Origin of the sequence: Streptomyces sp. NPDC005566 (assembly GCF_040605575.1) — a bacterium.
Classification (GTDB): domain Bacteria; phylum Actinomycetota; class Actinomycetes; order Streptomycetales; family Streptomycetaceae; genus Streptomyces.
In genome coordinates, this window is record NZ_JBEXDB010000002.1 from 301,351 (window position 1) to 327,189 (window position 25,839).

The window sequence follows — 25,839 nt, forward strand, 5'->3', positions numbered from 1 at the left end:
GGTGCCACGGCGGGCGGGGGTCACGGGCGGGGCGGTGGGAGTGGGAGGGGTGGGGGTGGGTGAGGTGGGAGTGGGAGAGGTGGGCACCTTCACTGCATGCCTTCCTGGGCGCGGTGGCGGGGACGTGGCTGAACCGGCAGTCGGCGCAGGAACAGCCGGATGCCGTGCAGCCGGATGGCGGCGGATACGACAACGGTGGAGAAGGGGTGGCGCAGGAACAGCCGGAGCAGTTGGGCGGGCGTGCCGGGACGCCGCGTTCCTCGTACGGTCGCTGTGAACGGACGTGCGTCCACGCGCTCCAGATGGATCGTCAGGTTCAGCTCGGCGCCGGGCTCGGGCAGCCGCATGCGGTAGTCGCCGTCCACGGGGAAGAACGGCGACACGTAGAACTCCTTGCCGGTCACCGCCCGGCCCGTGGCGTCCGGGCGCAGCAGGTAGCCGTGGCGTTCCCCGTAGGTGTTGTGCACCTCGGCGACCACGCAGAGCGGCGTGCCGTCGGGGCGGTGGCACCAGTAGACGGTCAGCGGGTTGAAGACATGGCCGAACACCCGGGCCTGGGTGAGCATCGTGACGGTGCCGTCGCCGAGGTCGGTGCCCCGGGCGGCGAGGAACCGCTCCAGCCCGGCCCGGATCGTGGGGGCCGTGCCGCCGAAGTGGTCGCGCGCGTCGAAGCGGGCCAACGGGCGCAGGGCGGCCGGGAGCCGCGGCGGCCTGTCCGGGTCGATGAGCCACAGATAGCTGCGGTGCCGCAGGCCGTACCGGCGGGGCGCGGTGCGTACATGGGTGATCGCGCACGGATAGAGGGCGGTCACCAGGTCACCCCCAGGGCGGCGGCCGCCTCGGCTCCGGAACGGCAGCCGTCCTCGTGGAACCCCCAGCCGTGGTACGCCCCGGCGTAGGCGGTGACGGGTCCTGAAAGGGCCGGCAGCCTGGCCTGGGCGGCGACCGATTCCGGGGTGAAGACGGGGTGTTCGTAGACCATGCGGGCCCGGACGAGGTCCGGGTCGACCCGCTCCGCGCCGTTCAGCGTGACGACGAACCGCTCGGGAGCGTCCAGCCGCTGGAGCCGGTTCATGTCGTAGCTGACGGTGACCCGGTCCGCGTCGGCCGCGCAGGAGGGCATCAGGTAGTTCCAGGAGGCCGCGGCGCCCCGGCTGCGCGGAAGGAGCGTGGTGTCGGTGTGCAGCAGCGTGGGGTTGTGGGAGTAGCGGAACGCGCCGAGGGTCCGCTGCTCCTCGTCGGTGGGATCGGCCAGCAGCCGCAGGGCCTGGTCCGGATGGGTGGCGACGACCACCGCGTCGAACTCCTCGGTGGTGCCGTCCTCCGTGACGATCTCCACGCCGTCGCTGTGCCGCCGGATGACCCTGACCGGGGCGGCCGTCCGCAGGGTGTGCACCTGCTTGGTGATGCGGTCGACGTATTCGCCCGATCCGCCGGTGACGGTGCGCCAGACCGGCGAGTCGCCGATCGAGAGCATCCCGTGGTGCTCCAGGAACCTGAAGAGGTACCGGGCCGGGTAGCGCAGGGCGGTCACCGGGTCGCAGGACCAGACCGCGGAGACCATGGGTGTCAGGAAGTGCGCGCAGAAGTAGGGGGAGAAGCGGCCGCGTGCGGCGAACTCGCCCAGTGTCATGGCCCCGGTGCCGTCCGGTATCGCGAGCAGCGCCCTTGCCGCCCGGTGGAACCGCGGCACCTCGGTGAGCATCCTCAGGTAGCGGCCCCGGAGCACGGCCCCGGGCCGGGCGAACAGTCCGGCGGCACCCCGGGCACCCGCGTACTCCAGGCCGCACCCCTCGCAGCGCACGGACATGCTCATCTCCGACTCCTTTGTGGACACACCCAGTTCGTCGAAGAGCCTGAGCAGGTTCGGGTACGTCCGCCTGTTGTGCACGATGAACCCCGAGTCGACGCGGTGTGTCCGCCCGTCCGACGAGGTCAGGTCGTGGGTGTGCGCATGCCCGCCGACGCGGTGGTCCGCCTCGACGAGCGTCACGTCGTGCTCCCTCCCCAGGACGTGCGCGGCGGTCAGCCCCGCCGCTCCACTGCCCACCACGGCTGTGCGCCGCCGCTCCCCTGCCATTCGGGTTCCTTCCCGTGCTGCGTACCTGGCCGGGGCCTGCTGGAGCACCCCTCAGAGGTCATTCGGTGCAGGTGGGCCCGCGGATTGGCCGCTGCGTGACATTCCTTCGACCGGGTGAACGACCAATCCGCGGGCCCACCGGTGCCGAACTCCTGGTGTGAGCACAGACCGAGACGTTTCGCAGGAGCACGGGGCCTCCGGGTCCCGGGGATCCCGCTGGGCACGCGCCGCGTTCACCGCGCTCAGCGGTCTCATCGCCGGGTTCTCGGCCCTGTGCGTGGCCGAATTCGTCGCGGCTGCCGTACGTCCCGAGGCGGGGCCGGTCACGGCGGTGGGCGGAGCGGTCATCGACCGCACTCCCCCGGCCGTCAAGGACTTCGCCGTACGGAACTTCGGCACCGGCGACAAGCTGGTGCTGCAGGTCGGGATCCTCGTTCTCCTGGCGCTCTTCGCCATGGCGGTCGGAATCCTCGCGCTGCGGCACCGGCGCAGCGGCGCTGCGGCCGTACTGGTCTTCGGTGTGGTCGGCGCAGTCGCGGCGGCCGGGCGGCCGGAGGGCCGCCCGGGCGACGCGCTGCCGTCGGTCGTGGGCGCCGTGGTGGCCGCGGGGGTCCTGTACCTCCTGGCCGGACGGCTCGCGCCGGCAGCCGGACCGTCTCCCGCGGCTGGGGAGACGGACGGCGGGACGCAGGGTGCCTTCGACCGCCGCGGATTCGTGATCGCGGCGACCGCTGCGGCGGCGGCCTCGGCCGGTGCCGGGCTCCTGGGCCGTCGGCTCCAGGCATCCGAACTGGCCGGGGTCTCCGCCTCACGCGGCAGGATCGCACTCCCGGCACCTGCCTCACCGGCTCCCGCGGTACCCGGGGGCGCCGATCTGGGAATCCGGGGGCTGAGTTCCTTCGTGACGCCGAACAAGGATTTCTACCGGGTGGACACCGCCCTGGTGGTCCCGCGCGTCGACGCGGACCGGTGGCGGCTGCGGATCCGCGGTAAGGGGGTGGCGCGACCCGTCACCCTCGGCTTCCAGGACCTCCTGCGGCGCGAGCTCGTCGAGCGGGACATCACGCTGACCTGCGTGTCCAACCAGGTGGGCGGGCCTTACGTGGGCACGGCCCGGTGGATCGGCGTGCGACTGGCCGACCTGCTGGGCGAGGCCGGGGTGAAGCCCCCGTCGAAGGGCGGGCCCGCGGACCAGATCGTGGCGCGTTCCGTCGACGGGATGACGATCGGCACTCCGGTCGAGGCGGTCATGGACGGCCGTGACGCACTGCTCGCGGTCGGGATGAACGGCGAACCCCTGCCGTTCGACCACGGCTTCCCCGTCCGGATGGTCGTTCCCGGTCTGTACGGCTACGTCTCGGCCTGCAAGTGGATCCGGGACATCGAACTCACGACGTTCGACGCGTACGACGCGTACTGGGTCGAGCGCGACTGGTCGCGCGAGGCTCCGGTCAAGACGCAGTCACGCATCGACACGCCCCGCCCCTTCGCCTCCCCGCGCGCGGGCACCGTGCCCGTGGCCGGCGTCGCGTGGGCACAGCACCGGGGCATCGCCCGGGTGGAGGTCCGGGTGGACGGCGGCACCTGGCACACCGCACGGCTGGCCGCCGAGGCCGGTCGTGACACCTGGCGCCCATGGGTGTGGGAATGGCCGGCCACGACCGGCCACCACACCCTCGAGGTCCGCGCGACGGACCGTACCGGCGCCACCCAGACCGACGAACGGGTCGGCACCGTGCCCGACGGTGCCACCGGATGGCACTCGGTGGTGGTCGACGTGTCCTGACCTCCGGGCCCCTTCCGCCGATCCCTCTTCTTTCTCCCTTCCCTTCGCTGATCAACGACCCTCACAGGAGCACACCATGAACAGCCGTCACCTTCGCCGCGTCGCCGTCGCAGTCTCCGCCGCCGCCCTGCTGCCGCTGGCGCTGACCGCCTGCTCCAGCGACTCCGACCCTGCGGCGTCGGGCTCCGACTCCGGCGCGGACAAGGCCGCATCGAGCGCTCCGGCCAAGGAGACCCAGCCCATGGACGAGCCGTTCGGCCCGGCCTGTGCCACGGTCCCGAAGGACGGCGCCGGCTCCTTCGCGGGGATGGCGCAGGACCCCGTCGCCACGGCGGCGTCGAACAACCCGGCGCTGTCCACCCTGGTCACGGCAGTCAAGCAGGCCGGCCTCGTCGACACCCTGAACAGCGCCGAGAACGTCACGGTGTTCGCCCCGACCGACGACGCCTTCGCGAAGATCCCGAAGGCCGACCTGGACAAGCTGCTCGCCGACAAGGCCGCACTCACCAAGGTGCTCACCTCGCACGTCGTGGGCGAGAAGCTGACGCCCTCGCAGCTGGACAAGGGCTCCTTCGACACCTTGGCCAAGACGCAGCTGGCGACGTCCGGTTCGGACATGACGTACACCGTGAACGACTCCTCGAAGGTCGTCTGCGGCAACGTCCCGACCGCCAACGCCACGGTCTACATCATCGACACCGTCCTGATGCCGGCCGCCTGACGTCCCCTTCTGCTCGTACGCTGACCGTATGAGCAGAACGGGACCCCAGGGCCGCACTCCTGGAACGAACGAACCGGCACCGGCGGCCCGGAGGGACCGGGCCGCCGGTGCCGTGGTCGGTTCCGCGGCCGGCGACGCACTGGGCGCCCCCTTCGAGTTCGGGGCGCCGGGTGTGTTCGGCGCCCGCTTCCCGGACGGCGTGGGGACGCTGTGCGGGGGCGGGGGCTGGGATCCGGGCGAGGCCACGGACGACACACAGATGGCCGTCCTGGTCGGCGAGTCGCTGCTGGAGAACGGCGGCCTCGAACTCCCCGACATTTTCGAACGGTTCAGGCGCTGGGCGGCCGGCGAACCCAAGGACATCGGCCTGCAGACCGAGGACGTCCTGACGAGCGGGGATCCCTGGGACACGGCCGCCGCCCTGCACTTCCAGATCAACGCGCACGCGGCGGGCAACGGTTCGCTGATGCGGGCGACCACCTCCGCCGTGTATTTCGCACGGCAGGGACGGGCGGCGACCATGTACGCGGCCCGCCGCATCGCGGCCCTGACCCATGGCGACCGGGCCGCGTGGGAAGGCACCGCCGTCTTTCACGAGCTGGTGCGCGTCGCCCTGGACGGCGACGATCCTCTCGCCGCCGTCCCCGGCGCTCTCGCCGAGGTGCATGACGACCACCGGGACCGTTGGGCGGCCGTGCTCGCGCCGGACTGGCATCCGGACGACGCGACCGAGTTCAACGGCGCGGTATGGCCCTGCCTCGGCACCGCGCTCTGGGCTCTGCGCACCACCTCCGGCTTCGAGGGCGCTCTCGCCGCCGCGGTCGACGTGGGCGGGGACACCGACACGGTCGCGGCGGTCACCGGCGGACTGGCAGGAGCGGTGTACGGGCTCGGCGCCGTCCCGGAACGCTGGACGCGAACCCTGCACGTTCCGCTGCCGGGGTACGGGGACCGGGTGCTGCAGGCCGCGGACCTGGTGTCACTGGCCGAGCGGCTCGACGGAAACGCAGGATTCCACCGCCCGAAAACCTACACATAAGAGACATATAAGAGCACACTGGCTGGAGAGACGATGACCGCGCCATCCGTACCGCGGTCGCCCTTCCAAGGGACGAAGGAGACGATCTCATGAGTAACGTCTCGCACAGGAGTGACCTGTCGGGCCATCCCGATGCCGATGAGATGCGGGAGCGCCACGACCGCGTGATGAGCGGCGGCGGCCGTAGTACCGCTCTCGCCGACGCACCCGTGTTCCTCCTCGGTCTGTACTGCGCCGTCTCGCCCTGGGTGCTGCACTTCACGGCGAGCCAGCCGGCCCTGGTGACACACAACCTCGTCATCGGCATCGCGATCGCCGTTCTGGCACTGTGCTTCACCGCCATGCCGGAGCGGATGACCGGCATGAGCATTGCCATCTGCGCCCTGGGCGCCTGGCTCATCGTGTCGCCCTGGATCGTGGGCTCGAGCCCCGATATGGGCGTCATCCTCAACAACGTGATCGTCGGAGGCCTGGCTGTCGTGCTGGGGGCGGTCTGCGCGGGCCTCGCGGTGATGAACAAGAAGACATAGCGGAGAGGACCGCGAACGGCGAACGCACAGCAGTGGCCACAGGCACGAACCCGCCTGCGGCCACTTCGCTGTTCCGACCCGGCGGGATCACCCCGCCGGGATCACCCCACGGAGCTGTACGCCACCACGCCCCGCAGCACTCCGTCCACGGCCTTGTGCGCGTTCTTCGCCACCGAACTCCCGTCCCTGGGTGCGGCGGCCGCGATCTGGCCGAGCACGTCGATGACCTGCTTGCACCAGCGCACGAAGTCGCCGGCAGGCATCTCCGCCTCCCGCAGCACCTCGTCCAGCGTCCGCCCCGAGGCCCACATGTAGACGGCCCAGGCGAAGCCGAGGTCGGGTTCGCGCTGGCCGACCCCCTCCGTCTGGCTGATCTTGAAGTCCTCCTCCAGGGCGTCGAGCCTGCCCCAGATGCGGACCATCTCGCCCATCGCCGTCTTCGCCGGACCGGACGGCAGCTTGGGTGCCACCGCGTCGTCCGCCTGACGCGACTCGTAGACCAGCGCCGATACGCACGCGGCGAGCTCGGCGGGGTTCAGCCCCTCCCAGACGCCTTCGCGCAGGCACTCGCTCGCCAGCAGGTCCAGCTCGCCGTAGAGCCGTGCCAGCCGCCTGCCGTTGTCCGTGACCTCGCTGGCCCGCAGGTAGTCGAGCTCGGTGAGGAGGGCGACGATCCGGTCGAAGGTACGGGCGATCGTGTTCGTCCGCCCCTCGATCCGGTGCTCCAGCTGCCGGGTGTCGCGCTGCAGCCGGTGGTACCGCTCCGCCCACCGGGCGTGGTCCTCACGCTCGTCGCACCCGTGGCACGGGTGCGCGCGCAGCTCGGTACGCAGCCGGGCGATCTCCCGGTCGTCGGCCGCCGCGGCCCGCTCCTTGCGGTGGCGTCCCGGATCGATGTGCCCTGCCTTGCTGCGCAGCGCGGACGCCAGATCGCGGCGCGACTGCGGGGAACGCGGGTTGAACGACTTGGGGACCCGCATCCGCTCCAGAGCCTCCACCGGCACCGGGAAGTCGATGTGGGCCAGCCGCTTGACCTGGCGCTCGACGGTCAGCACCAGCGGACGCGGCCCGTCGTGGTACTCCAGCCCGCGGTGCCCGTTGGTGCGTCCGCCCGGCAGCCCCGGATCCAGCACCAGCGCCAGTCCCGCGAACTTGCCGGTCGGCACATGGATGACGTCACCGGGCTTGAGCTTCTCCAGCGACGACGCGGCAGCGGCCCGCCGCTGCGCCGCACCCTGCTTGGCGAGGTCCGTCTCCCGGTCCTTGAGGTCGCGGCGCAGCCGCGCGTACTCCTCGAAGTCCCCGAGATGGCAGGTCATGCCCTCGCGGTAGCCCTCCAGTCCTTCCTCGTTGCGCTGGACCTGCCGGGAGATGCCGACGACCGAACGGTCCGCCTGGAACTGTGCGAAGGAGGTCTCCAGCAGCTCACGCGACCGGTGCCGCCCGAACTGCTGCACGAGGTTCACGGCCATGTTGTACGAGGGCCGGAAGCTGGAACGCAGCGGATACGTACGGGTACCCGCGAGTCCGGCGAGCGCGCCCGGGTCCATGCCCCGCTGCCACAGGACCACCGCATGGCCCTCGACATCGATGCCTCGGCGCCCGGCCCGCCCGGTCAGCTGGGTGTACTCGCCGGGGGTGATGTCGGCATGCTGCTCGCCGTTCCACTTGACGAGCTTCTCCAGCACCACGGAGCGCGCCGGCATGTTGATGCCGAGCGCCAGTGTCTCCGTCGCGAAGACCGCCTTGACCAGGCCGCGGACGAAGAGCTCCTCGACGACCTCCTTGAAGGTCGGCAGCATGCCTGCGTGGTGCGCGGCGATGCCCCGCTCCAGGCCTTCGAGCCACTCGTAGTACCCGAGGACATGGAGGTCCTCGGGGGGAATGGACGCCGTCCGCTCCTCGACGATCTCCCGCACCAGCCGGCGCTTGTCCTCGTCGTTGAGCCGCAGCCCCGCCTGCAGGCACTGCTGGACGGCCCCTTCGCAGCCGGCCCGGCTGAAGATGAACGTGATGGCGGGCAGCAGCCCCTCGGCATCGAGCCGGTCGATGACCTCGGGCCTGGCCGGGGTCCAGATCCGGCTGCGCTGACGCCGCTCGCGCTCGCGGTCGGCCTCGCGGACCATCTTGCCCTTGCGGCGCTCACGCGGGTTGTACCCGCGCTGGTTCTCCATGCGGGCGAGCCTGACGAGGTCGGGGTTGACCTCGCGCCGGCCGGTGCCCCTGCCGCCGTGGTCGGTCTCCTCCTCGAAGAGGTCGTACATCCGGCGTCCGGCCATGACGTGCTGCCACAGCGGAACCGGCCGGTGCTCGGAGACGATCACCTGGGTGTCGCCCCGGACGGTGTCCAACCAGTCGCCGAACTCCTCGGCATTGGACACGGTGGCCGACAGCGACACCAGAGTCACCGACTCCGGCAGGTGGATGATCACTTCCTCCCACACGGCGCCGCGGAAGCGGTCGGAGAGGTAGTGCACCTCGTCCATCACCACGTAGCCGAGGCCGGTGAGCGACTGGGAGCCCGCGTACAGCATGTTGCGCAGCACCTCGGTGGTCATGACGACCACGGGTGCGTCCGCGTTGACGCTGTTGTCCCCGGTGAGCAGTCCGACCTTGTCCGCGCCGTAGCGCCTGACCAGGTCGGTGAACTTCTGGTTGGACAGCGCCTTGATCGGCGTCGTGTAGAAGCACTTGCGGCCCTGCTCCAGGGCCAGGTGTACGGCGAATTCGCCGACGATCGTCTTGCCCGACCCCGTGGGGGCCGCGACCAGCACCCCCTTGCCCGCCTCAAGGGCCTGGCAGGCCTCGATCTGGAACGGGTCCAGTCCGAACTCGTACATCTCGCGGAAGGGCCCGAGGGCGGTGGCCTGCTCGGCCGCACGGACCCGGGAAGCCTGGTATCGCTCAGCTGGTGAGAGGTCCTCTGTCATCTTGATACGAGCCTACCCGCCAGGTATGACAGTCAGCCCGATCTTTAAATTCACCGTGAAAGGACCCGGACGGCGCCGGCTACGCACGTCGCCGTGAGGGGCAGGGCCCCCAGCGGCTCGCCGTCGGCGTACGCGGTCACACCGGCCGCGGCCAGCTCGATCGAGGCCACCCGGTGCACGGTCACGTCGGGGTGGCCGAGATGCGTCCCCTTGTACACCTTCGGGAACACCTTGAGCAGGGTGGACCGGCTGCAGTCCCCGACCACGGTGACGTCGAAGAGCCCGTCGTCCATGACCGCGTCCGCGCAGATCCGCATGCCCCCGCCGTACGTGGACCCGTTGCCGACGGCGATCAGCGTCGCCTCGATCTCGCGCACCGGACCTCCGTCCAGCCGGATCCGGTACGGAATCGGCCGGAAGGCCGCCAGTTCGGCGAGGATCGCCAGGTCGTACTTGAAACGCCCGCCGACCCAGCGCATCCGGTTGCCGCGGTCGTTGACCCGCGAGTCGAACCCGGAGGCGAGCACGGAGCCGAACCAGCGCTCGCCGACCCGGCCGAGGTCGATCTCGCGCTCGGTCCCCGCCTTGAGCGCCTCGGCGGCCAGCCGTCCCGCCGCCGCCGGGTCACGGATCGGCAGTCCGAGGGCGCGGGCGAAGTCGTTGCCGGTACCGACGGCGACGACGCCCAGCGGTGTCCCGGTGCCGGCGACAGCCTGCAGGGCGAGGGACATCATGCCGTCCCCGCCCACGGCTATCAGTGCGCCGGTCCCGGCGGCCACGGCCTCGCGGGCCCGCCTCAGGGCGTCGTCGGCATCCTCGCCGAGCACGGTCCGCACGGAGAATCCGGCGTCCCGCAACGCGGAAGCGGCCGGCTGCGCGGCACGCGCGCCCCGGCCGCGTCCTGCGGTGGGATTGACGAAGAGGGTGATCTCGCTGGTCACTGGGGTCCCTTGGACGGAGTCTGGGGGAGGACCCTACAAGATCAGGTGATGTCGTCGTAACCGTTCAGGCGGTGAGATCGGGCACCGTCCGAATCACCACTGGCCTGCTCGGGCAGGGCTGCCCGTGAGGCGGAGACGCCCTCGACCGCACCGACGTCCTCGGGCGTGAGGTCCAGCTGTGACGCCTCGTCGTCGTCGAGTTCGGCGTCGGGGTTGCGGCGCCGCCTGCGTTTGTCGTTGAGGAGGGAGAAACCGACCGCGATGAAGTAGAGCACCGCGAGCGGGCCCGCCAGCAGAAGCATCGAGATGGGCTCGCCGCCCGGCGTCGCGATGGCTGCGAACGCCGTGAGTCCGACGAGCATCCCGCGCCACCAGCGCAGCATGCGGGCTCCGGACAGGACCCCCGTCATGTTGAGCAGGATGAGGAGCAGGGGCAGCTCGAAGGCCAGCCCGAAGACGAGCACCATCCGCGTGATGAGGTCGAGGAAGTCGTCCAGGGGCAGCAGGTTCTTCACGTTGTCCGGCGTGAAGCCGAGCATGATCTCCGCGGTCTGCGGAAGGATCATGTACGCGAGGTAGGCGCCGGCGAGGAAGAGCGGGACCCCGGCCGCCACGAAGGCCATCGAGTAGCGCTTCTCCTGCTTGTGCAGGCCCGGGGCGACGAACGCCCACAGCTGGTAGAGCCATACAGGCGTGGCCACCAGCACGCCCGCCATCAGGGACACCTTCAGCGCGATGGTGAAGGGCGAGAGCAGACCGTTGGTGGTCATCTCCGCACACGGCCGACCGTTGACCATGGTCACGGCGCCGTTCTTGCAGCCGACCGAGTCCAGGATCGGCTTCATCAGGAACTCGAAGATTTCCTTCTGGAAGAACGCTGCCGCGATCACGGCGATCACGATGGCAAGTACCGACTTCAGCAGTCGGTTGCGCAGCTCACGCAGGTGATCGAGGAGGGGCATCCGCCCCTCGTCGTCCTTCTCCTGCTTGCGGGCAGACTTGAGCAACCCACTTCCCTCGTCTCGTGCGGCAGCTGTCGGTGAAGCGCGTCGGCTGTCAGCTCTGGGTGGTGGGCTTGGCCTCGCTGACCGGGCGGGAGCTGGTGACGTCTCCCGGGGCGGCCTGGATCGTCTTGGCGGGGGCCGGCTGCGGGGTGGTGTCCGCGACGGTCTCCGTGGTGGGCGCCGCGGGATCCGCGTCGTCCTTCTTCATGGCCTTGGCCTCGCTCTTGAGGATGCGGGCCGACTTGCCGAGCGAACGCGCCATGTCAGGAAGCTTCTTGGCACCGAAGAGCAGCAGGATGACAGCGATGATCAGAACGATCTCGAGGGGCTTCAGATTGCCGATCATGTGCGACTTCCTTCTCACTGAGGCGACTGGAGGGTGGGCTCGCTACCCGTTCGACCGGACGTACGTCCGACCTGCGCGCTGGCAGCGATCGTAACCCGCAGGGGTAAACGCGAGGCAATGCCCGTGCATACTCCCGCTTGCGGCCCGCACCTCCCTAGCCTGGGCCGACTCCAGCAGAGTACCCCCCGAACCGGTGAATCCTTAAGGCCGCTCCCCTGCTATCGCAGGGCCTCTCCGGTGTCCGCGAGACCGGTGGCCGCTCGTTCGAGATCCTCCGCCGCTCGGTTGATCCGCTTCGTGGTGGCCGAAACCTGTCGGCCGAGCCGTTGCGCCTCGATGAAGACCTTGACGGCCAGGATTCCGAGCACGGCCAGGCCGAGGAATCCCAGAGCGATGGCGAGCATGGGCCAGAACATGGACGGAGCCTCGATGTTTTCTCGTTACTGCGGGGCGGTCACCGCAGGGCGGTGTGGAGGCGAAGGGTCCGCACTCCGCCGCCGGTGAGGAGTTCGATGATGCGCTCCCCGGCGGGCTTGCGGACGGCCGAGCCGCACTCGGGGCAGGTGAAGGAGTAGAAGGTCGTGCGACGGCTCGCGCCTATCGCGAGGCGCAGGGCACCCGCCGCCAGCTCGAATCTCCCGCGGCAGTCCGGGCAGGCCGCCCGGAACCGGACGGTGGCGGGCACCGGTACCGCTACCGGCCCGGTCTGCCTACTCGATATCGCAGTCATACGGCCTCTGTCTCCTCCGTGTTCCGGTAGCCGCTCAAAGGGCGCCGTCATAGGCGGCGAGTGCTTCCCGGGCCGCCAGCCGCGCACTCTGCGCGAGGTCCTCCGGCGCCGTGATGCGCCCTTCTCCGCCCAGCCTCAGGGCCAGCCTGCGCAGCGAGGCGGGGTCGGGGGTGCGGAGAGTGATCCGCAGGCCCCCGTCGGGCAGTTCCTCCGCGCTGTCGTGCGGGTAGTACTCGGCGACCCACCGGCCCCCGGGCCCCACCTCGACGACGACCTCCGGGTCCTCGGCCGCCGGCTGCACCAGGCCCTCCGAAAGATCACGGAGTTCGAGCTCCGGCGGTGCGGCCGGGGCGTCGAGCAGCCGGATCTCGGCGACCCTGTCGAGCCGGAACGTACGCCGCGCCTCGGAGAGCCGGCACCAGCCCTCCATGTAGGTGTGGCCGACGGCGAACAGGCGGATCGGGTCCACCTCGCGCTCGGTGAGCTCGTCGCGCGCGGGAGAGTAGTACCGCAGCCAGAGGCGTCGGCGCTCGGAGATCGCCCGGTCGACCTCGGCGAAGACCCCGCCCTCGGACTCGAAGGTGACCGAGAGCCGCGAACTCGCGGCCCCGACCTCTCCGGCCGCCGTCTCCAGCTTCGCGGTCGCACGCACCAGCGCCTGCCGGTCGCTCTCGCGCAGTCCGGGCAGCGTGGCCACCGCGCGGGCCGCGACCAGCAGCGCCGTGGCCTCGTCCGCGGCCAGCCTGAGCGGCTCCGCCACGTCGTCCGGGTTGTGCCACCAGATCCGGTCGCCGTCGGTGTCGATGTCGAGCAGGTCACCGCCGCGGAAGCTGGTCCCGCACATGGGGAGCACGTCGAGGTCGGAGATCAGCTCGTCCTCGGTGATCCCGAAGGCCCGGGCGACGTCCTGGACGTGGGCGCCGGGGCGCTCGCGCAGGTACGTCACCAGGGAGAGCATCCGCCTGGTCTGGTCGATCGCGTTCGTGGCCACGAGTACGGGTCCCCTCAGTCCTTGGCCACGGCACGCAGCCGGTCCATCACGTCGGCCCGCAGATCGGCGGGCTCCCTCACGACCACGTCGGGTCCGAACTCGACGAGCCAGGCGTCCAGTCCGTGTCCGTACGGAATCTCCAACTCGTCCCAGCCGTCCCCGAGTTCCCGTACGGATATCGCGCGGGAGCGCAGCGGGTAGCCGGACCCGGCGCGCAGCCTGATCCGGGCGGTCCTGGTCGCGGTCTCCCCCGCCCAGCTCTCCACGGTCTCGCGCACGGTCACCACATCGGGCACCGGGGCAGTGAAGGCCCCGGCCCGGGAGCGGACGCGGCCGGCGATCCTGGACAGCCGGAAGACCCTCTCGGCGCCCCTGTCGCGGTCCCAGCCGGCCAGGTACCAGTGGCCGCGCCAGCACTCGAGCGTCCAGGGCTCCACCTGGCGCTGCTCGGGACGGGCCGCGTTGGCCTTGCGGTAGTCGAAGGTGACGGGGCGGCGGTCCCTGCAGGCGAGCATCAGCGGCTCGAAGGCGGCCTCGTGGACCGGAATGCGGGGTTCGAGGGCGCTGTGCACCTCGTACGCGTCCTCGGCCTCCGGCATGCCCGCTGCCCGTAGCTTCTGCAGGGCGCCGCTGGCGGCCCCGGCCAGCCTCGCCTGCTGCCAGACCTTGGCGGCGAGCCCGAGGGCCGCGGCCTCCTCGGCGTCCAGCGTGATGGGGGGCAGCCGGTTGCTGTCGCGGCGCGCGAGGTACCCGGTGTCGCCGTCCAGGTTCTCCACGGTCTCGATGACCAGACCGAGTTCGCGCAGATCGTCCTTGTCGCGCTCGAACATCCGGTTGAAGGATTCGTCCGAGCCCGCTTCCATATAGGCCTCGATGGACCCGCGGAGCTCACGTTTGCTGAGCGGGCGCCGGGTACCCAGCAGACACAGTGCCAGGTTCATCAGCCGTTCGGCCTTGGCAATCGCCATCGACGCCCTTTCTCTACATGGTACGACCGTCGACCGTACCGCCCCGGGGTGTCCGGACCAAAGCGAGGGCCCGCGCCTTGCGGCGCGGGCCCTCGCTCCTGAGTCCGGACGGATCAGACGCCGACCAGGTCACAGACGAAGATGAGCGTCTCGCCGGGCGCGATGGAACCGCCACCCGCGCCGCGGTCGCCGTAGGCGAGGTTCGCGGGGATGGTCAGCTGGCGACGCCCGCCGACCTTCATGCCCTGGACGCCCTGGTCCCAGCCGGCGATGACCTGACCGGCACCGAGCTGGAACTGCAGCGGGGTGCCGCGGTTCCACGAAGCGTCGAACTCCTCGCCGGTGGAGAACGCCACACCCACGTAGTGCACGGAGACGGTCTGGCCCGCCTGGGCCACCGGTCCGTCGCCCTCCCAGATGTCCTTGATCTCCAGGTCGGCCGGCGGCTCGCCACCCGGGAAGTCGATCTCGGGCTTCTCGATGCTCACTGAACTGCTCCTCTAAATGATGAACTGGGCAACCGGGACAGTCTTACATCTTTGTCAGGATGTCCACGGACCATACGAGCGTCGAGTTGGCAGGAATGGTCTGCTGCGCCTCCTTGCCGAAGGCCTGGTCCGGCGGGATGACGAGCAGCACGCGGCTGCCGACCTTCTTGCCGACCAGCCCGTTCTTCAGACCCTTGACGGTGATCTGGGCCAGCGGGAAGGTCGCGGTCTTGCCCGTGTCGTAGGTGCTGTCGAACTTCTTGGCGCCCTTCCACAGGTAGGCCTCGTAGTTCACGACGATGCTGTCGCTCTCCTTGATGACGTCCCCGTCGGACTCCAGGACGTAGTTGGAGACCAGCTTCTTGGGCGGGTTGCCCTTGGGGAACGTGATCTTCGGTGCCTTGCCGTCGGTGTTCGTGCCGACCTTCGGCAGGTCGATGTTGTCCTGGGCGACCGGGGTGCCCTCGGCGGACTTCGGAACCTGCGTCGCCTTCACCACGTCGACGACGAAGACGAGGGTGGAGTTGGGCTTGATGTCTCCCTGCCCCTGCTCGCCGTAGGCGAGGTCCGGCGGGATGACGAGCTGGACGCGGCTGCCGACCTTCTGGCCGACCAGACCCTTGTCCCAGCCCTGGATGACCATGCCGGCACCGAGCGTCAGATCGAAGGGCTGGCCCTTGTCGAAGCTGTTGTCGAACGGCTTGGTGGAGTTCCACGCCTGCCCGAGGTAGTTGACCTGGATCGCGTCGCCGTTCTTGAGCTTCGCGCCGTCACCCTCACTGATGACGTCGGTCTTCAGCTCCTTGGGCGGATCGCCCTCACCCTTCGCCAGGGTGGGCTTCTCGCCGAATTTCGCTCCCGCGGTGATCGCGGGATTGCCCTCGGAGGCGGAGTCGGAGGCCTTGTCGTCGCCGCATGCCGCTGTGGACAGCAGCAGAAGGGGGACGACGAGAAGGCCGGCAAGTCGGCGCACTGGTTCCTCAGATCTCAGACGGCACGTGAACGGTCCCGGACACTCTAGGCCGAGCGAAGGGCCCCGCACGAGGAACGTACGGGGCCCTGTCGCTTGCGGGGCGGGGAGATGTCCCGTCCGGATCACATACCCGCGATCAGTTTCTCCACCCGTTCGTCGACGGAGCGGAACGGGTCCTTGCACAACACGGTGCGCTGCGCCTGGTCGTTGAGCTTGAGGTGGACCCAGTCGACGGTGAAGTCCCGCCGCTGCTCCTGGGCCCTGCGGATGAAGTCGCCGCGCAGCCGTGCCCTGGTCGTCTGCGGGGGCACCGACTTGCCCTCGAAGATCTTCAGGTCGTTGCAGATGCGGGCGGTCTGGCCCTTGCGCTCCAGGAGGTAGTACAGCCCGCGCCGCCGGTGGATGTCGTGGTAGGCGAGGTCTATCTGCGCGACTCTCGGGTTCGACATGGTCATGTTGTGCTTGGCCCGGTACCGCTCGATGAGCTTGTACTTCATGACCCAGTCGATCTCGGTGCCGATCCGGTCGAGGTCCTCCGCCTCGATGGCGTCCAGCGTGCGGCCCCACAGTTCGAGGACCTGGTCGACGGTGCCGGTGCGGATGCCCCGGCGTTCGACGAAGTCGACGGCCTTCTCGTAGTACTCGCGCTGGACCTCGATGGCCGATGCCTCCCGGCCACTGGCCAGGCGCACCTTGCGCTGCCCGGTGATGTCGTGGCTGACCTCGCGGATGGCCCGGATCGGGTTCTCCAGGGTCAGGTCGCGCATCACCGTGCCCGCCTCGATCATGCGGAGCACCAGGTCGGTCGCGCCGACCTTGAGCAGCATGGTCGTCTCGGACATGTTGGAGTCACCGACGATGACGTGGAGGCGGCGGTACCGCTCCGCGTCGGCGTGCGGTTCGTCCCTGGTGTTGATGATCGGCCGGGAACGCGTCGTGGCGGAACTGACGCCCTCCCAGATGTGCTCGGCACGCTGGCTGACGCAGTAGACCGCGCCGCGCGGGGTCTGCAGCACCTTGCCGGCACCACAGATCAGCTGCCGGGTGACGAGGAACGGAATGAGGATGTCCGCGAGCCGGGAGAATTCTCCGTGCCGGGCCACGAGATAGTTCTCGTGGCACCCGTAGGAGTTTCCCGCCGAGTCGGTGTTGTTCTTGAAGAGATAGACGTCGCCCGCGATTCCCTCCTCGTGCAGGCGGCGTTCGGCGTCGACGAGCAGGCCTTCGAGAATGCGTTCGCCTGCCTTGTCGTGCGTGACCAGTTCGGTCAGGTTGTCGCATTCGGGTGTGGCGTATTCCGGATGCGATCCCACGTCGAGGTAGAGGCGGGCGCCGTTCCGCAGAAAGACATTGCTGCTGCGGCCCCATGACACAACACGGCGGAAGAGGTAGCGCGCCACTTCGTCAGGTGACAGTCGGCGCTGTCCCCTGAACGTGCACGTGACGCCGTACTCGTTCTCCAGCCCGAAAATGCGGCGGTCCATGACTGAACATTACGCCTTACGGCCTGAGCTGAAACCGGGTTCGGCAGCACCGTTTCGATCATTTTCCGATCCGGTCACAACAGCGGGCCCACGCCCGGGAACTGCGAGGACCCTTCCGGTGGCCAGCAGAACCAGCAGCGCAGCCACTCCCCCGGCCCCCGCGACGGCGAAACCCGACGCCGTTCCGCCGAGCTCGACGGCCGGGCCCGCCACGGCCGTTCCGGCCGCGGCGCCCACACCGAAGGTCGTCACGAGCCAGGAGAACGCCTCGGTCACCGTGCCCCGCGGGGCGTGCCGGTCGACCACGATGAACGAGCAGGCGATGGCCGGCGCGAGGAAGACTCCCGCGAGCGCGGACAGCGCGGTCATGGCGGGCACCCCGGGGGTCAGCATCAGGGGCAGGTAGCACAGGGCCAGCAGCGCGACGATGCCCCGCAGCCGCCGCTCGGGTGCCCCCGCCCACTGGCGCGCCCCGTACGCGACACCGCCGATCAGCGCGCCCAGTCCGAGCGCGGCCATCAGCCAGCCGTACACGGACTCCTGGCCGTGGTCGTCGGCGTACGCGACGCCCGCCACCGTGATCGAGCCGAGCGCGAGCCCGACGAAGAAGAACGACCCCAGCAGGGCCAGCAGCCCGCGCGAGCGCAGCGCCCCCAGCCAGTGCGCCTCGCGGGGAGCGGAGCGCCAGGTGCGGGAAGGCTCGGACAGCACCACGGAAAGCGCTCCGAGGACGCCCAGGGCGTTGATGGCCAGCAGCGCGGCGGCCGGTGACCAGAGCGACACCAGGACCGTGACGAGGAGCGGGCCCAGGGTGAACATCACTTCCTGGGCCACCGCGTCCATGGCGTACGCCCGGTGGACCCGGTCCTCACGGCCCAGCACCGTCGGCCACAGGGCCCGCAGGCCGCCCTCCAGCGGCGGTGTGAAGACCCCTGCCACGATCACCGCCGCGCAGGCCAGCGGGAGCGAGCCGAGGCCCACCAGGGCCAGCGCGGCCATGCCGAGCGCGGAGAGCACGGCGGCGGGGAGCTGGACGCGCGGCTGTCCGTAGAGGTCCACGGCTCTGCCCAGGAGGGGCTGCCCCACGGCCGTGGCCAGGCCGTATGCGGCGGCGAGGCCACCGGCCAGGGTGTAGCTGCCGCCCTCGGCCCGGGTGAACAGGACGATCGCGATAGGGGCGGTGCCGTTGGGCAGCCGCCCCACCAGGGTCCCTGCCAGCAGTCGGGCGGCATGCCGCGCTCGGAGGATGTCCAGATATCCCGCGGCCATGTCCGCCTCTCTCCCCCGGTGCGCTGCGCGCTCCACTGAAGTTTTACGTATAACGTCGAGGTTCATACGTACCATGTGCGCAGTCCGCGAGTCCATCCCACGGCGGCTGGCCGGTCCAGCACGGAGGCACGAGTGAGCAGCGCGCAGCGGCCCGCCCCACCCCGGCCCACCAGCCGCGACGTGGCCCGGGCCGCGGGCGTCTCGCAGGCCACCGTCTCGCTCGTACTCGGCGGCAAATGGCAGGGACGGGTGTCCGAGGCGACCGCCGGGCGAGTCCGCGACAGCGCCCGGGACCTCGGCTACCGGCCCAACCTCGCCGCTCGCAGTCTCCGGCTCGGCCGCACCCGCACCGCGCTCCTCGTGGTGCCCGCGCTCACCAACGAGTTCTTCGCCCGGGTCTACACGGGCGCCGCCGCCGTCGCGGCCGAGCACGACTTCGGCGTCGTGCTCTACCCCTCGCCCGATGGCACAGGACCGGCCAAGGACCCGTTCGCGTCGGCCCGTGCGGCGCTCGACGGTGTCATCGCCTCGTCCATGGCCGCCGACGCACTGGGTGCCCTCCGCGGCGCGGATCTGCCCCTGGTGATGCTGGACAGCGACCCCGATGAGCACGGCACGGCGGCACAGGTGAACCTCGACATCGCGGACGGAATGCGCCAGGTGGCGGAACATCTGCTGGCCCTCGGCCACCGCCGCTTCGTCCACCTCGCCTCCGGCGTGGACACCTGGACCTTCGCGGAGCGTGCCCGCGCCCTGGCGGACGCCGTGCGGGACGTCCCCGGCGCCGCCGTCCGCCGTGTGGCGTCCCCGCTGGACGTACGGGCCGGGCGCGAGGCCACGGAGGCGGTCCTGGCCGCCCCCGGACCGCTGCCGACGGCGATCGTCTGCGACGACGACATTCTGGCCGCCGGAGCCTGCAAGGCGGTACGCAGGCACGGGCTGCGGGTGCCCGACGACATCTCCGTGACCGGCTTCGACGACCTCGCCCTCGCCACAGCGGTGGAACCGGAGCTCACCACGGTGCAGCTGCCGGCCGAACAGGTGGGCGAGCGCGGCATGGCGGCCCTGCTCGCCGTCCTGGACGGCCGGCCCGCGGAACCGGGCAGCCTCCCCGTGCGCCTGGTGGTCCGCGGTTCCACAGCGCCGCCGCCCGCCGACGGCATCCGGACGTGACGGTGCCCCCGGCAGCCGGGTACGGCTGCCGGGGGCACCGGACGGATACCTGCCCGGGGCGGCTACTCCTGCGTCGACTCGTCGGTCGTCTCGCCTGTCGTCTCGGCCGGGGCGTCGGCTTCCTCGGTGTCCGACGGGGCGTCCGTCGGGGTCGCTCCCGCACCGTCCGCGTCCAGCAGCCGCGTCAGCTGCCGGCCGACGATCCGCTTGAACTTGCGCTGCTGCGGCCTCGTACGGTCCAGGACCGCGACTTCGAGCCGCTCGGCGGGAATCTCCCGCTCATTTCCGTTGGCCTCTCGCGACAGCGCCTGCACAGCCAGCTTCAGCGCCTCCGCGAGCGACATCCCGTCACGGTGGCGCTGATCGAGGAACGTGCTGATCTGCTCGGCGTTGCCGCCGACCGCGACCGAGCCGTGCTCGTCCACGATCGAACCGTCGTGCGGAAGCCGGTAGATCTGGTCGCCCTCCGGCCCGGCACCGACCTCGGCGACCACCAGCTCCACCTCGTACGGCTTCTCGGCGGCGCTGGAGAAGATGGTGCCGAGGGTCTGCGCGTAGACGTTGGCCAGCCCACGGGCCGTCACATCGTCGCGGTCGTAGGTGTATCCGCGCAGATCCGCATAGCGCACACCGCCGATCCGGAGGTTCTCGTACTCGTTGTACTTGCCGGCGGCGGCGAAGCCGATCCGGTCGTAGATCTCGCTGAACTTGTGCAGCGCACGGGACGGGTTCTCGCCGACGAACACAATGCCGTCGGCGAACTGCAGCACAACCAGGCTGCGACCACGAGCAATGCCCTTACGGGCGTATTCCGCCCGGTCGGCCATGGCCTGCTGAGGTGAGACATAGAACGGCGTCGACACCGGCTATCCGTCCCTTTCTGTCAGTGACGAGTGCATCGGAGGAGCATCAGGACCGGTCAGAGCAGCGCGGCACGCGGGCCGTCGGGCTGCTCGAGCCGACGCTCCAGGATCGCGCGCGCGATCTCCGCGGACTCCGTGTCGTCCAGCTTGCGGAAGCCCTCGTCGGTGATGACGGTGACGATCGGGTAGATCCGGCGCGCGACGTCCGGGCCACCGGTCGCCGAGTCGTCGTCGGCGGCGTCGTACAGCGCCTGCACGACCAGGGTGAGCGTCTGCTCCTCCGTCAGGTCGTTGCGGTACAGCTTCTTCATCGAGCCCCGGGCGAAGACGGAGCCGGACCCGGTGGCCGCGTAACCGTGTTCCTCGGAACGCCCGCCGGTGACGTCGTACGAGAAGATCCGGCCCTTCTCGCGGTCGATGTCGTAGCCGGCGAACAGCGGGACGACCGCCAGGCCCTGCATGGCCATCGCCAGATTGCTGCGGATCATCGTGGAGAGCCGGTTCGCCTTGCCCTCCAGGGAGAGTGTGGCTCCCTCGACCTTCTCGAAGTGCTCCAGTTCGAGCTGGAACAGCTTGACCATCTCCACGGCGAGACCGGCCGTGCCGGCGATCCCCACCGCCGAGTACTCGTCCGCCGGGAACACCTTCTCGATGTCCCGTTGCGCGATCATGTTCCCCATGGTCGCGCGCCGGTCACCGGCGAGCACCACGCCGCCGGGGAAGGAGGCCGCGACGATCGTCGTACCGTGCGGGGCCTCGATGGCTCCCTTCAGCGGCGGCAGGGTCCGGTTGCCCGGAAGCATCGAGGGCGACTGGTCGGACAGGAAGTCCATGAACGAGGACGAACCCGGCGTCAGGAAGGCAGCTGGTAGACGCCCGGTGCTACGAGTGTTGGCTTCCACGCGTTTCCCTCCACGTATGCGGCTGCACGCCTTATGGCATCCGGCCGATCCTTGAACTGCCCCAGGGCTGCGTTGCAGCTGAAGCACAGTACGCCACGGACCCTACCCGTCTCATGACAGTGATCCACATGCTCAGCCTGAGCAGTTAGACAAATGCAGCAGACACCCTGCTGAGCGGCGATCAGCCCGTCCAACTCCGCTGGACTGAGGCCGTACTTGCACTGGAAGTAGCTGATTCGGTTTCGCTCGGCCCGGCAGGGGCGGCAGTAGCTCGACAAGCCATCGGAAGACGCCCTGTTGCGCTCCCACTGATCGTGCGGTTTCACCTCGCCGCACTGCGGGCAGCGCTTATATCCCCGCGGCACGGGCACCTTGACTCGAACGGACTTGCCCCTGGCCTCCTGGCGCTGCCGGTAGTACTCGGCAGAGCATTCCCGGCAGTACGCCTGGAGGCCGTCCCGCATCGCCCTGTTACTGGCGAAGGACTCTGTCGGCAGAGTTTCTCGACAGCGAGAGCACTTTCTCCCGGCAGGAATATCGGACATTAAGTCCTATTCCCCACCTTTCTGAACAAATGACCTCACGAAGTCCTCAGCGTTGGCCTCGAGCACATCGTCGATCTCGTCGAGGACGTCGTCGACGTCCTCGCCCAGCTTCTCCTGCCGGTCCTTGAGGTCCTCGGATGCCTGCGCTTCCTGCGCCTGCTCCTCGGTCTCCTCGGTGGAACGTGTCGCCTTCTGCTGTCCGCCGCCGGTGTCCTTGGTCGCCATGTAGCTCACCCCGCTCGGTTCGAAGCACTTGATCAGACCCTACCTACGGAGTCCGACATTGGCCCGGTACTTGTCTCAACGTCCGGAGGTCATCTGATTGATTCCCAGCCGAGGGGCCTTTCAGCCGCCCGAGAGCGTCCGGACCAGCTCTTCCGCCGTGCGGCAGCGGTCCAGGAGCTCCTTCACGTGATCACGTGTACCGCGCAGCGGCTCCATCGTGGGGACCCGTTGCAGTGAGTCACGATCGGGCAGATCGAAGATGACCGAATCCCAGGAGGCCGCGGCCACGTCGTCCGCGTACTGCTCCAGGCAGCGGCCCCGGAAATAGGCCCGGGTGTCCTCGGGAGGCTTCGTACGGGCCCGCTCGACGTCGTTCTCGTCGAGCAGGCGCTTCATCTTCCCGCGGGCCGCCAGACGGTTGTAGAGGCCCTTGTCGGCCCGTACGTCGGCGTACTGGAGGTCCACCAGGTGCAGGCGGGGAGCGTCCCAGTCCAGGCTGTCGCGCCGCCTGTACGCCTCCATGAGCTCCCGTTTGGCGATCCAGTCCAGTTCGCCCGACAGACTCATCGGATCGGTCTCCAGGCGGTTCAGGGTGTCCTCCCAGCGGACCAGGACGTCCTTGGTCTGCTCGTCGGCGTCCGCCCCGTAGCGCTCCTCGACGTATTTGCGGCCCAGCTCGAAGTACTCCATCTGAAGTTGCACCGCGGTGAGTGTCCGGCCGCTGCGGAGCGTGATCAGCTGCTGCAGGGTCGGGTCGTGCGAGACCTGGTGCAGGGTGCGCACCGGCTGGTCGACGGCCAGGTCGACATTGATGAAGCCGTCCTCGATCATGGACAGCACCAGTGCCGTGGTGCCGAGTTTCAGGTAGGTGGAGATCTCGGAAAGGTTGGCATCGCCGATGATCACGTGCAGCCTGCGGTACTTCTCGGCGTCCGAGTGCGGTTCGTCGCGGGTGTTGATGATGGGGCGCTTGAGCGTGGTCTCGAGACCGACCTCGACCTCGAAGTAGTCGGCGCGCTGACTGATCTGGAAACCGTGCTCGTGACCGTCCTGGCCGATGCCGACCCGGCCCGCACCCGTGACGACCTGCCGGGACACGAAGAACGGCGTCAGATGGCGCACGATGTCCGAGAAGGGGGTCTCCCGCTTCATCAGGTAGTTCTCGTGCGTGCCGTAGGACGCGCCCTTGTTGTCGGTGTTGTTCTTGTAGAGGTGGATCGGCTGGGCCCCGGGGATGGCGGCGGCCCGCTCGGCGGCTTCGGCCATGACGCGCTCGCCGGCCTTGTCCCAGAGCACCGCGTCCAGCGGATTGGTGATCTCCGGTGAGCTGTATTCGGGGTGCGCGTGGTCGACGTACAGCCGCGCACCGTTGGTGAGGATGACATTGGCGAGGCCGATGTCCTCGTCGGTGAGCTGACTGGAATCGGCGGTCTCGCGGGCGAGGTCGAAGCCTCGCGCGTCGCGCAGCGGATTCTCCTCCTCGAAGTCCCAGCGGGCGCGGCGCGCCCGGTGCATCGCCGCCGCGTAGGCGTTGACGATCTGGGACGAGGTGAGCATGGCATTGGCGTTGGGGTGACCGGGGACGGAGATCCCGTATTCCGTCTCGATGCCCATTACTCGCCGTACGGTCATGCGGCCCTCCTTGCCCGGCGGTGCCCCCCTCCGGGAGCGCCGCTCAAGTACCGCTGCTGGTCCGGTACGCGTGCGGTGCCCGTCCCCGCACTGCGCGACTCGGCGGTACAGCAGAGCCTAGAGCGCCTCTGCGCCCGTGGGGAGATCAATTACGTCATTGTTCGGGTATGGCCGGAGCTGCCGGGAAAACGGCCGGCTGCGGATGCCCTGCCGGGCATCCGCAGCCGGTCTGCGTTTTACAGGTACTGTCCGGTATTTGCCACCGTGTCGATGGAGCGACCGGTGTCCGCGCCCTGCTTTCCGGTGACGAGTGTGCGGATGAAGACGATCCGCTCGCCCTTCTTTCCGGAAATCCTGGCCCAGTCGTCCGGGTTCGTCGTGTTGGGCAGGTCCTCGTTCTCCTTGAACTCGTCCACGCACGCCTGGAGGAGGTGGGAGACGCGCAGGCCCTTTTGGCGCTGCTCGAGGAATGCCTTGATGGCCATTTTCTTTGCCCGGTCCACGATGTTCTGAATCATCGCTCCGGAGTTGAAGTCCTTGAAGTACAGGACTTCCTTGTCGCCGTTGGCGTAGGTGACCTCGAGGAAGCGGTTTTCCTCGGACTCCGTGTACATCCGCTCCACGACCGACTGGATCATCGCGTGGGCGGCGGCCTCCTTCGAGCCGGAGTGCTCGGCGAGGTCGTCCGCGTGCAGCGGCAGCGAAGGAGTGAGGTACTTCGCGAAGATGTCCTTCGCGGCCTCCGCGTCCGGGCGCTCGATCTTGATTTTCACATCGAGACGGCCGGGCCGCAGGATGGCGGGGTCGATCATGTCCTCGCGGTTGGAGGCACCGATGACGATGACGTTCTCCAGGCCCTCCACACCGTCGATCTCGGCGAGCAGCTGGGGGACGATGGTGTTCTCCACGTCCGAGCTGACACCGGAACCACGGGTGCGGAAGAGGGATTCCATCTCGTCGAAGAAGACGATGACGGGGGTGCCCTCGCTCGCCTTCTCCCGGGCACGCTGGAAGACCAGGCGGATGTGCCGCTCGGTCTCACCGACGTACTTGTTGAGGAGCTCGGGGCCCTTGATATTGAGGAAGTAGCTCTTCCCCGTGGGCTGTCCGGTGACCTCGGCGACCTTCTTGGCCAGCGAGTTGGCTACGGCCTTGGCAATGAGTGTCTTGCCGCAGCCGGGGGGACCGTAGAGCAGGATGCCCTTCGGCGGGCGCAGTTCGTGCTCCTTGAAGAGGTCCGGGTGGAGGTAGGGGAGCTCGACCGCGTCGCGGATCAGCTCGATCTGGTCGCCCAGGCCGCCGATCTTCTCGTAGTCGATGTCCGGAACCTCTTCGAGGACGAGCTCCTCGACCTCGCTCTTGGGAACCACTTCGTAGACGTAGCCGGACCTGGGTTCGAGCAGGAGGGCGTCGCCGGGGCGGATGGTGATGTCCAGCAGAGGCTCGGCGAGCCTCACCACCCGCTCCTCGTCGGTGTGCCCGACGACCAGGGCGCGTTCGCCGTCCTCAAGGATCTCCTTGAGGGTGACGATGTCCCCGGCCCGCTCGAATTCCATGGCCTCGACCACGTTGAGCGCCTCGTTGAGCATGACTTCCTGGCCCCGCCGAAGGCCTTCGATCTCGACGCTGGGGCTCACATTCACCCGGAGCTTGCGGCCCCCGGTGAAGATGTCGCAGGTGCCGTCCTCGTTGACCTGCAGGAAGACACCGAAGCCGGCCGGTGGCTGGGCAAGCCGGTCGACTTCCTCCTTGAGGGCCACGATCTGGTCGCGGGCCTCTCGGAGCGTATTGGCGAGCCGCTCGTTCTGCGCGGACACGCCTGCCAGGTTGGTCTGCAACTCGACGATCCGCTCTTCGAGAATCCTCGTATGACGCGGAGAGTCGGCGAGCTTACGTCGCAGGACGGCGATTTCCTGCTCGAGATAGGCAACCTGGCCGGCTGGGTCTTCTGACCCCCGCCCGGGCCGGATGCCGCGGTTGATGTCGTCGTCGTGGGCTGCCACGGTCCTCACCTCCTCCAAGGGGAGCTGGACGCTTCCTGACCCTACCTGGGTGGGTGATGATTGAAACCCCTAGATCACAAAGACCCGGTGGTGTGTCCGATCTTCACCCTTGCGCTCTCCCTCACGCCAAAGGAATACCCACCCTTCGGCACCGGGAAGCTGCCGGTTGTATCGTCGAACCGTTCAACACCCGTCAGGGCTGGCTTCAATTGGTGC

General features: G+C 69.3%; 25 protein-coding genes. 5 read left to right on the top strand and 20 right to left on the bottom strand.

Annotation, left to right across the window (positions count from 1 at the left end; translation table 11 throughout):
* Positions 1-89: 89 nt before the first annotated feature.
* Both ABZS61_RS04240 and ABZS61_RS04245 read right to left on the bottom strand, forming a co-directional pair.
* Positions 90-815, bottom strand: a complete 726-nt coding sequence (locus tag ABZS61_RS04240) for a DUF1365 domain-containing protein (RefSeq protein ID WP_356416409.1) — start codon at positions 813-815, stop codon at positions 90-92.
* On the bottom strand, positions 809-2,080 hold the full coding sequence (locus tag ABZS61_RS04245) for an FAD-dependent oxidoreductase (RefSeq protein WP_356415825.1): 1,272 nt from the start codon (positions 2,078-2,080) through the stop codon (positions 809-811). The genes ABZS61_RS04240 and ABZS61_RS04245 overlap by 7 nt, the downstream gene beginning before the upstream one ends.
* Positions 2,081-2,237: 157 nt before the next feature.
* Between ABZS61_RS04245 and ABZS61_RS04250 the strand changes: the two genes are divergently transcribed.
* The 4 genes from ABZS61_RS04250 to ABZS61_RS04265 all read left to right on the top strand — a co-directional run bounded on the left by ABZS61_RS04250 (position 2,238) and on the right by ABZS61_RS04265 (position 6,156).
* Positions 2,238-3,866 (top strand): molybdopterin-dependent oxidoreductase, encoded by a 1,629-nt coding sequence (locus tag ABZS61_RS04250; protein WP_356415828.1) that lies wholly within the window; start codon positions 2,238-2,240, stop codon positions 3,864-3,866.
* Positions 3,867-3,942: 76 nt separating this feature from the next.
* The gene (locus ABZS61_RS04255; protein WP_356415831.1) at positions 3,943-4,587 is read left to right on the top strand and encodes a fasciclin domain-containing protein; all 645 of its coding nucleotides are present in this window, start codon (positions 3,943-3,945) and stop codon (positions 4,585-4,587) included.
* A 28-nt stretch (positions 4,588-4,615) separates the two neighbouring features.
* A complete protein-coding gene (locus ABZS61_RS04260) occupies positions 4,616-5,626 on the top strand; it encodes an ADP-ribosylglycohydrolase family protein (protein ID WP_356415834.1) in 1,011 nt (336 codons plus the stop codon).
* An 89-nt stretch (positions 5,627-5,715) separates the two neighbouring features.
* Complete coding sequence (locus ABZS61_RS04265; RefSeq protein WP_356415837.1) at positions 5,716-6,156, top strand: SPW repeat protein; 441 nt, start codon at positions 5,716-5,718, stop codon at positions 6,154-6,156.
* A gap of 101 nt (positions 6,157-6,257) precedes the next feature.
* On the opposite strand, the gene ABZS61_RS04270 is transcribed toward ABZS61_RS04265, so the two are convergent.
* The 12 genes from ABZS61_RS04270 to ABZS61_RS04325 all read right to left on the bottom strand — a co-directional run bounded on the left by ABZS61_RS04270 (position 6,258) and on the right by ABZS61_RS04325 (position 18,280).
* Positions 6,258-9,086 (bottom strand): DEAD/DEAH box helicase, encoded by a 2,829-nt coding sequence (locus ABZS61_RS04270; RefSeq protein WP_356415843.1) that lies wholly within the window; start codon positions 9,084-9,086, stop codon positions 6,258-6,260.
* A gap of 50 nt (positions 9,087-9,136) precedes the next feature.
* Positions 9,137-10,027 (bottom strand): diacylglycerol kinase, encoded by an 891-nt coding sequence (locus ABZS61_RS04275; protein ID WP_356415846.1) that lies wholly within the window; start codon positions 10,025-10,027, stop codon positions 9,137-9,139.
* Between the two features lie 41 nt (positions 10,028-10,068).
* Entirely contained in the window at positions 10,069-11,034 is a 966-nt protein-coding gene (tatC, locus tag ABZS61_RS04280) for a twin-arginine translocase subunit TatC (protein WP_356415849.1), read from the bottom strand.
* A 49-nt stretch (positions 11,035-11,083) separates the two neighbouring features.
* Positions 11,084-11,377, bottom strand: a complete 294-nt coding sequence (tatA, locus tag ABZS61_RS04285; RefSeq protein ID WP_356415852.1) for a Sec-independent protein translocase subunit TatA — start codon at positions 11,375-11,377, stop codon at positions 11,084-11,086.
* A gap of 218 nt (positions 11,378-11,595) precedes the next feature.
* Positions 11,596-11,793 carry a hypothetical protein gene (locus ABZS61_RS04290; RefSeq protein ID WP_356415855.1) on the bottom strand — a complete coding sequence of 66 codons (198 nt, stop codon included), beginning with the start codon at positions 11,791-11,793 and terminating at the stop codon, positions 11,596-11,598.
* 38 nt (positions 11,794-11,831) lie between these two features.
* Entirely contained in the window at positions 11,832-12,107 is a 276-nt protein-coding gene (locus ABZS61_RS04295) for a hypothetical protein (RefSeq protein WP_356415858.1), read from the bottom strand.
* A gap of 34 nt (positions 12,108-12,141) precedes the next feature.
* Positions 12,142-13,098, bottom strand: a complete 957-nt coding sequence (locus ABZS61_RS04300; RefSeq protein ID WP_356415861.1) for a WYL domain-containing protein — start codon at positions 13,096-13,098, stop codon at positions 12,142-12,144.
* A gap of 14 nt (positions 13,099-13,112) precedes the next feature.
* Entirely contained in the window at positions 13,113-14,066 is a 954-nt protein-coding gene (locus tag ABZS61_RS04305) for a WYL domain-containing protein (RefSeq protein WP_351180466.1), read from the bottom strand.
* Positions 14,067-14,179: 113 nt separating this feature from the next.
* Positions 14,180-14,554 carry an FKBP-type peptidyl-prolyl cis-trans isomerase gene (locus ABZS61_RS04310; RefSeq protein WP_356415866.1) on the bottom strand — a complete coding sequence of 125 codons (375 nt, stop codon included), beginning with the start codon at positions 14,552-14,554 and terminating at the stop codon, positions 14,180-14,182.
* 43 nt (positions 14,555-14,597) lie between these two features.
* Complete coding sequence (locus ABZS61_RS04315) at positions 14,598-15,527, bottom strand: FKBP-type peptidyl-prolyl cis-trans isomerase (protein WP_356415869.1); 930 nt, start codon at positions 15,525-15,527, stop codon at positions 14,598-14,600.
* A gap of 122 nt (positions 15,528-15,649) precedes the next feature.
* Complete coding sequence (gene pafA, locus ABZS61_RS04320; RefSeq protein WP_356415872.1) at positions 15,650-17,011, bottom strand: Pup--protein ligase; 1,362 nt, start codon at positions 17,009-17,011, stop codon at positions 15,650-15,652.
* Between the two features lie 9 nt (positions 17,012-17,020).
* Positions 17,021-18,280, bottom strand: a complete 1,260-nt coding sequence (locus ABZS61_RS04325) for an MFS transporter (protein WP_356415874.1) — start codon at positions 18,278-18,280, stop codon at positions 17,021-17,023.
* A 132-nt stretch (positions 18,281-18,412) separates the two neighbouring features.
* Between ABZS61_RS04325 and ABZS61_RS04330 the strand changes: the two genes are divergently transcribed.
* Positions 18,413-19,453 carry a LacI family DNA-binding transcriptional regulator gene (locus tag ABZS61_RS04330; RefSeq protein WP_356415877.1) on the top strand — a complete coding sequence of 347 codons (1,041 nt, stop codon included), beginning with the start codon at positions 18,413-18,415 and terminating at the stop codon, positions 19,451-19,453.
* A 62-nt stretch (positions 19,454-19,515) separates the two neighbouring features.
* Here ABZS61_RS04330 and prcA read toward each other — a convergent pair whose 3' ends face one another.
* The 6 genes from prcA to arc all read right to left on the bottom strand — a co-directional run bounded on the left by prcA (position 19,516) and on the right by arc (position 25,623).
* Positions 19,516-20,316: a proteasome subunit alpha gene (gene prcA, locus ABZS61_RS04335; protein ID WP_356415881.1), complete on the bottom strand. Its 801-nt coding sequence runs from the start codon at positions 20,314-20,316 to the stop codon at positions 19,516-19,518.
* 56 nt (positions 20,317-20,372) lie between these two features.
* Positions 20,373-21,218, bottom strand: a complete 846-nt coding sequence (gene prcB / locus ABZS61_RS04340; RefSeq protein ID WP_356415884.1) for a proteasome subunit beta — start codon at positions 21,216-21,218, stop codon at positions 20,373-20,375.
* The gene (locus ABZS61_RS04345) at positions 21,170-21,763 is read right to left on the bottom strand and encodes an endonuclease VII domain-containing protein (RefSeq protein WP_356415887.1); all 594 of its coding nucleotides are present in this window, start codon (positions 21,761-21,763) and stop codon (positions 21,170-21,172) included. Before ABZS61_RS04345 ends, prcB begins: the two co-directional genes overlap by 49 nt.
* A gap of 6 nt (positions 21,764-21,769) precedes the next feature.
* Positions 21,770-21,988, bottom strand: coding sequence for a ubiquitin-like protein Pup (locus tag ABZS61_RS04350; protein ID WP_356415890.1), 219 nt, complete (start codon positions 21,986-21,988; stop codon positions 21,770-21,772).
* A 120-nt stretch (positions 21,989-22,108) separates the two neighbouring features.
* A complete protein-coding gene (dop, locus tag ABZS61_RS04355) occupies positions 22,109-23,620 on the bottom strand; it encodes a depupylase/deamidase Dop (RefSeq protein WP_329212781.1) in 1,512 nt (503 codons plus the stop codon).
* Positions 23,621-23,856: 236 nt separating this feature from the next.
* Positions 23,857-25,623: a proteasome ATPase gene (gene arc / locus ABZS61_RS04360; RefSeq protein ID WP_351175722.1), complete on the bottom strand. Its 1,767-nt coding sequence runs from the start codon at positions 25,621-25,623 to the stop codon at positions 23,857-23,859.
* Positions 25,624-25,839: the final 216 nt, after the last annotated feature.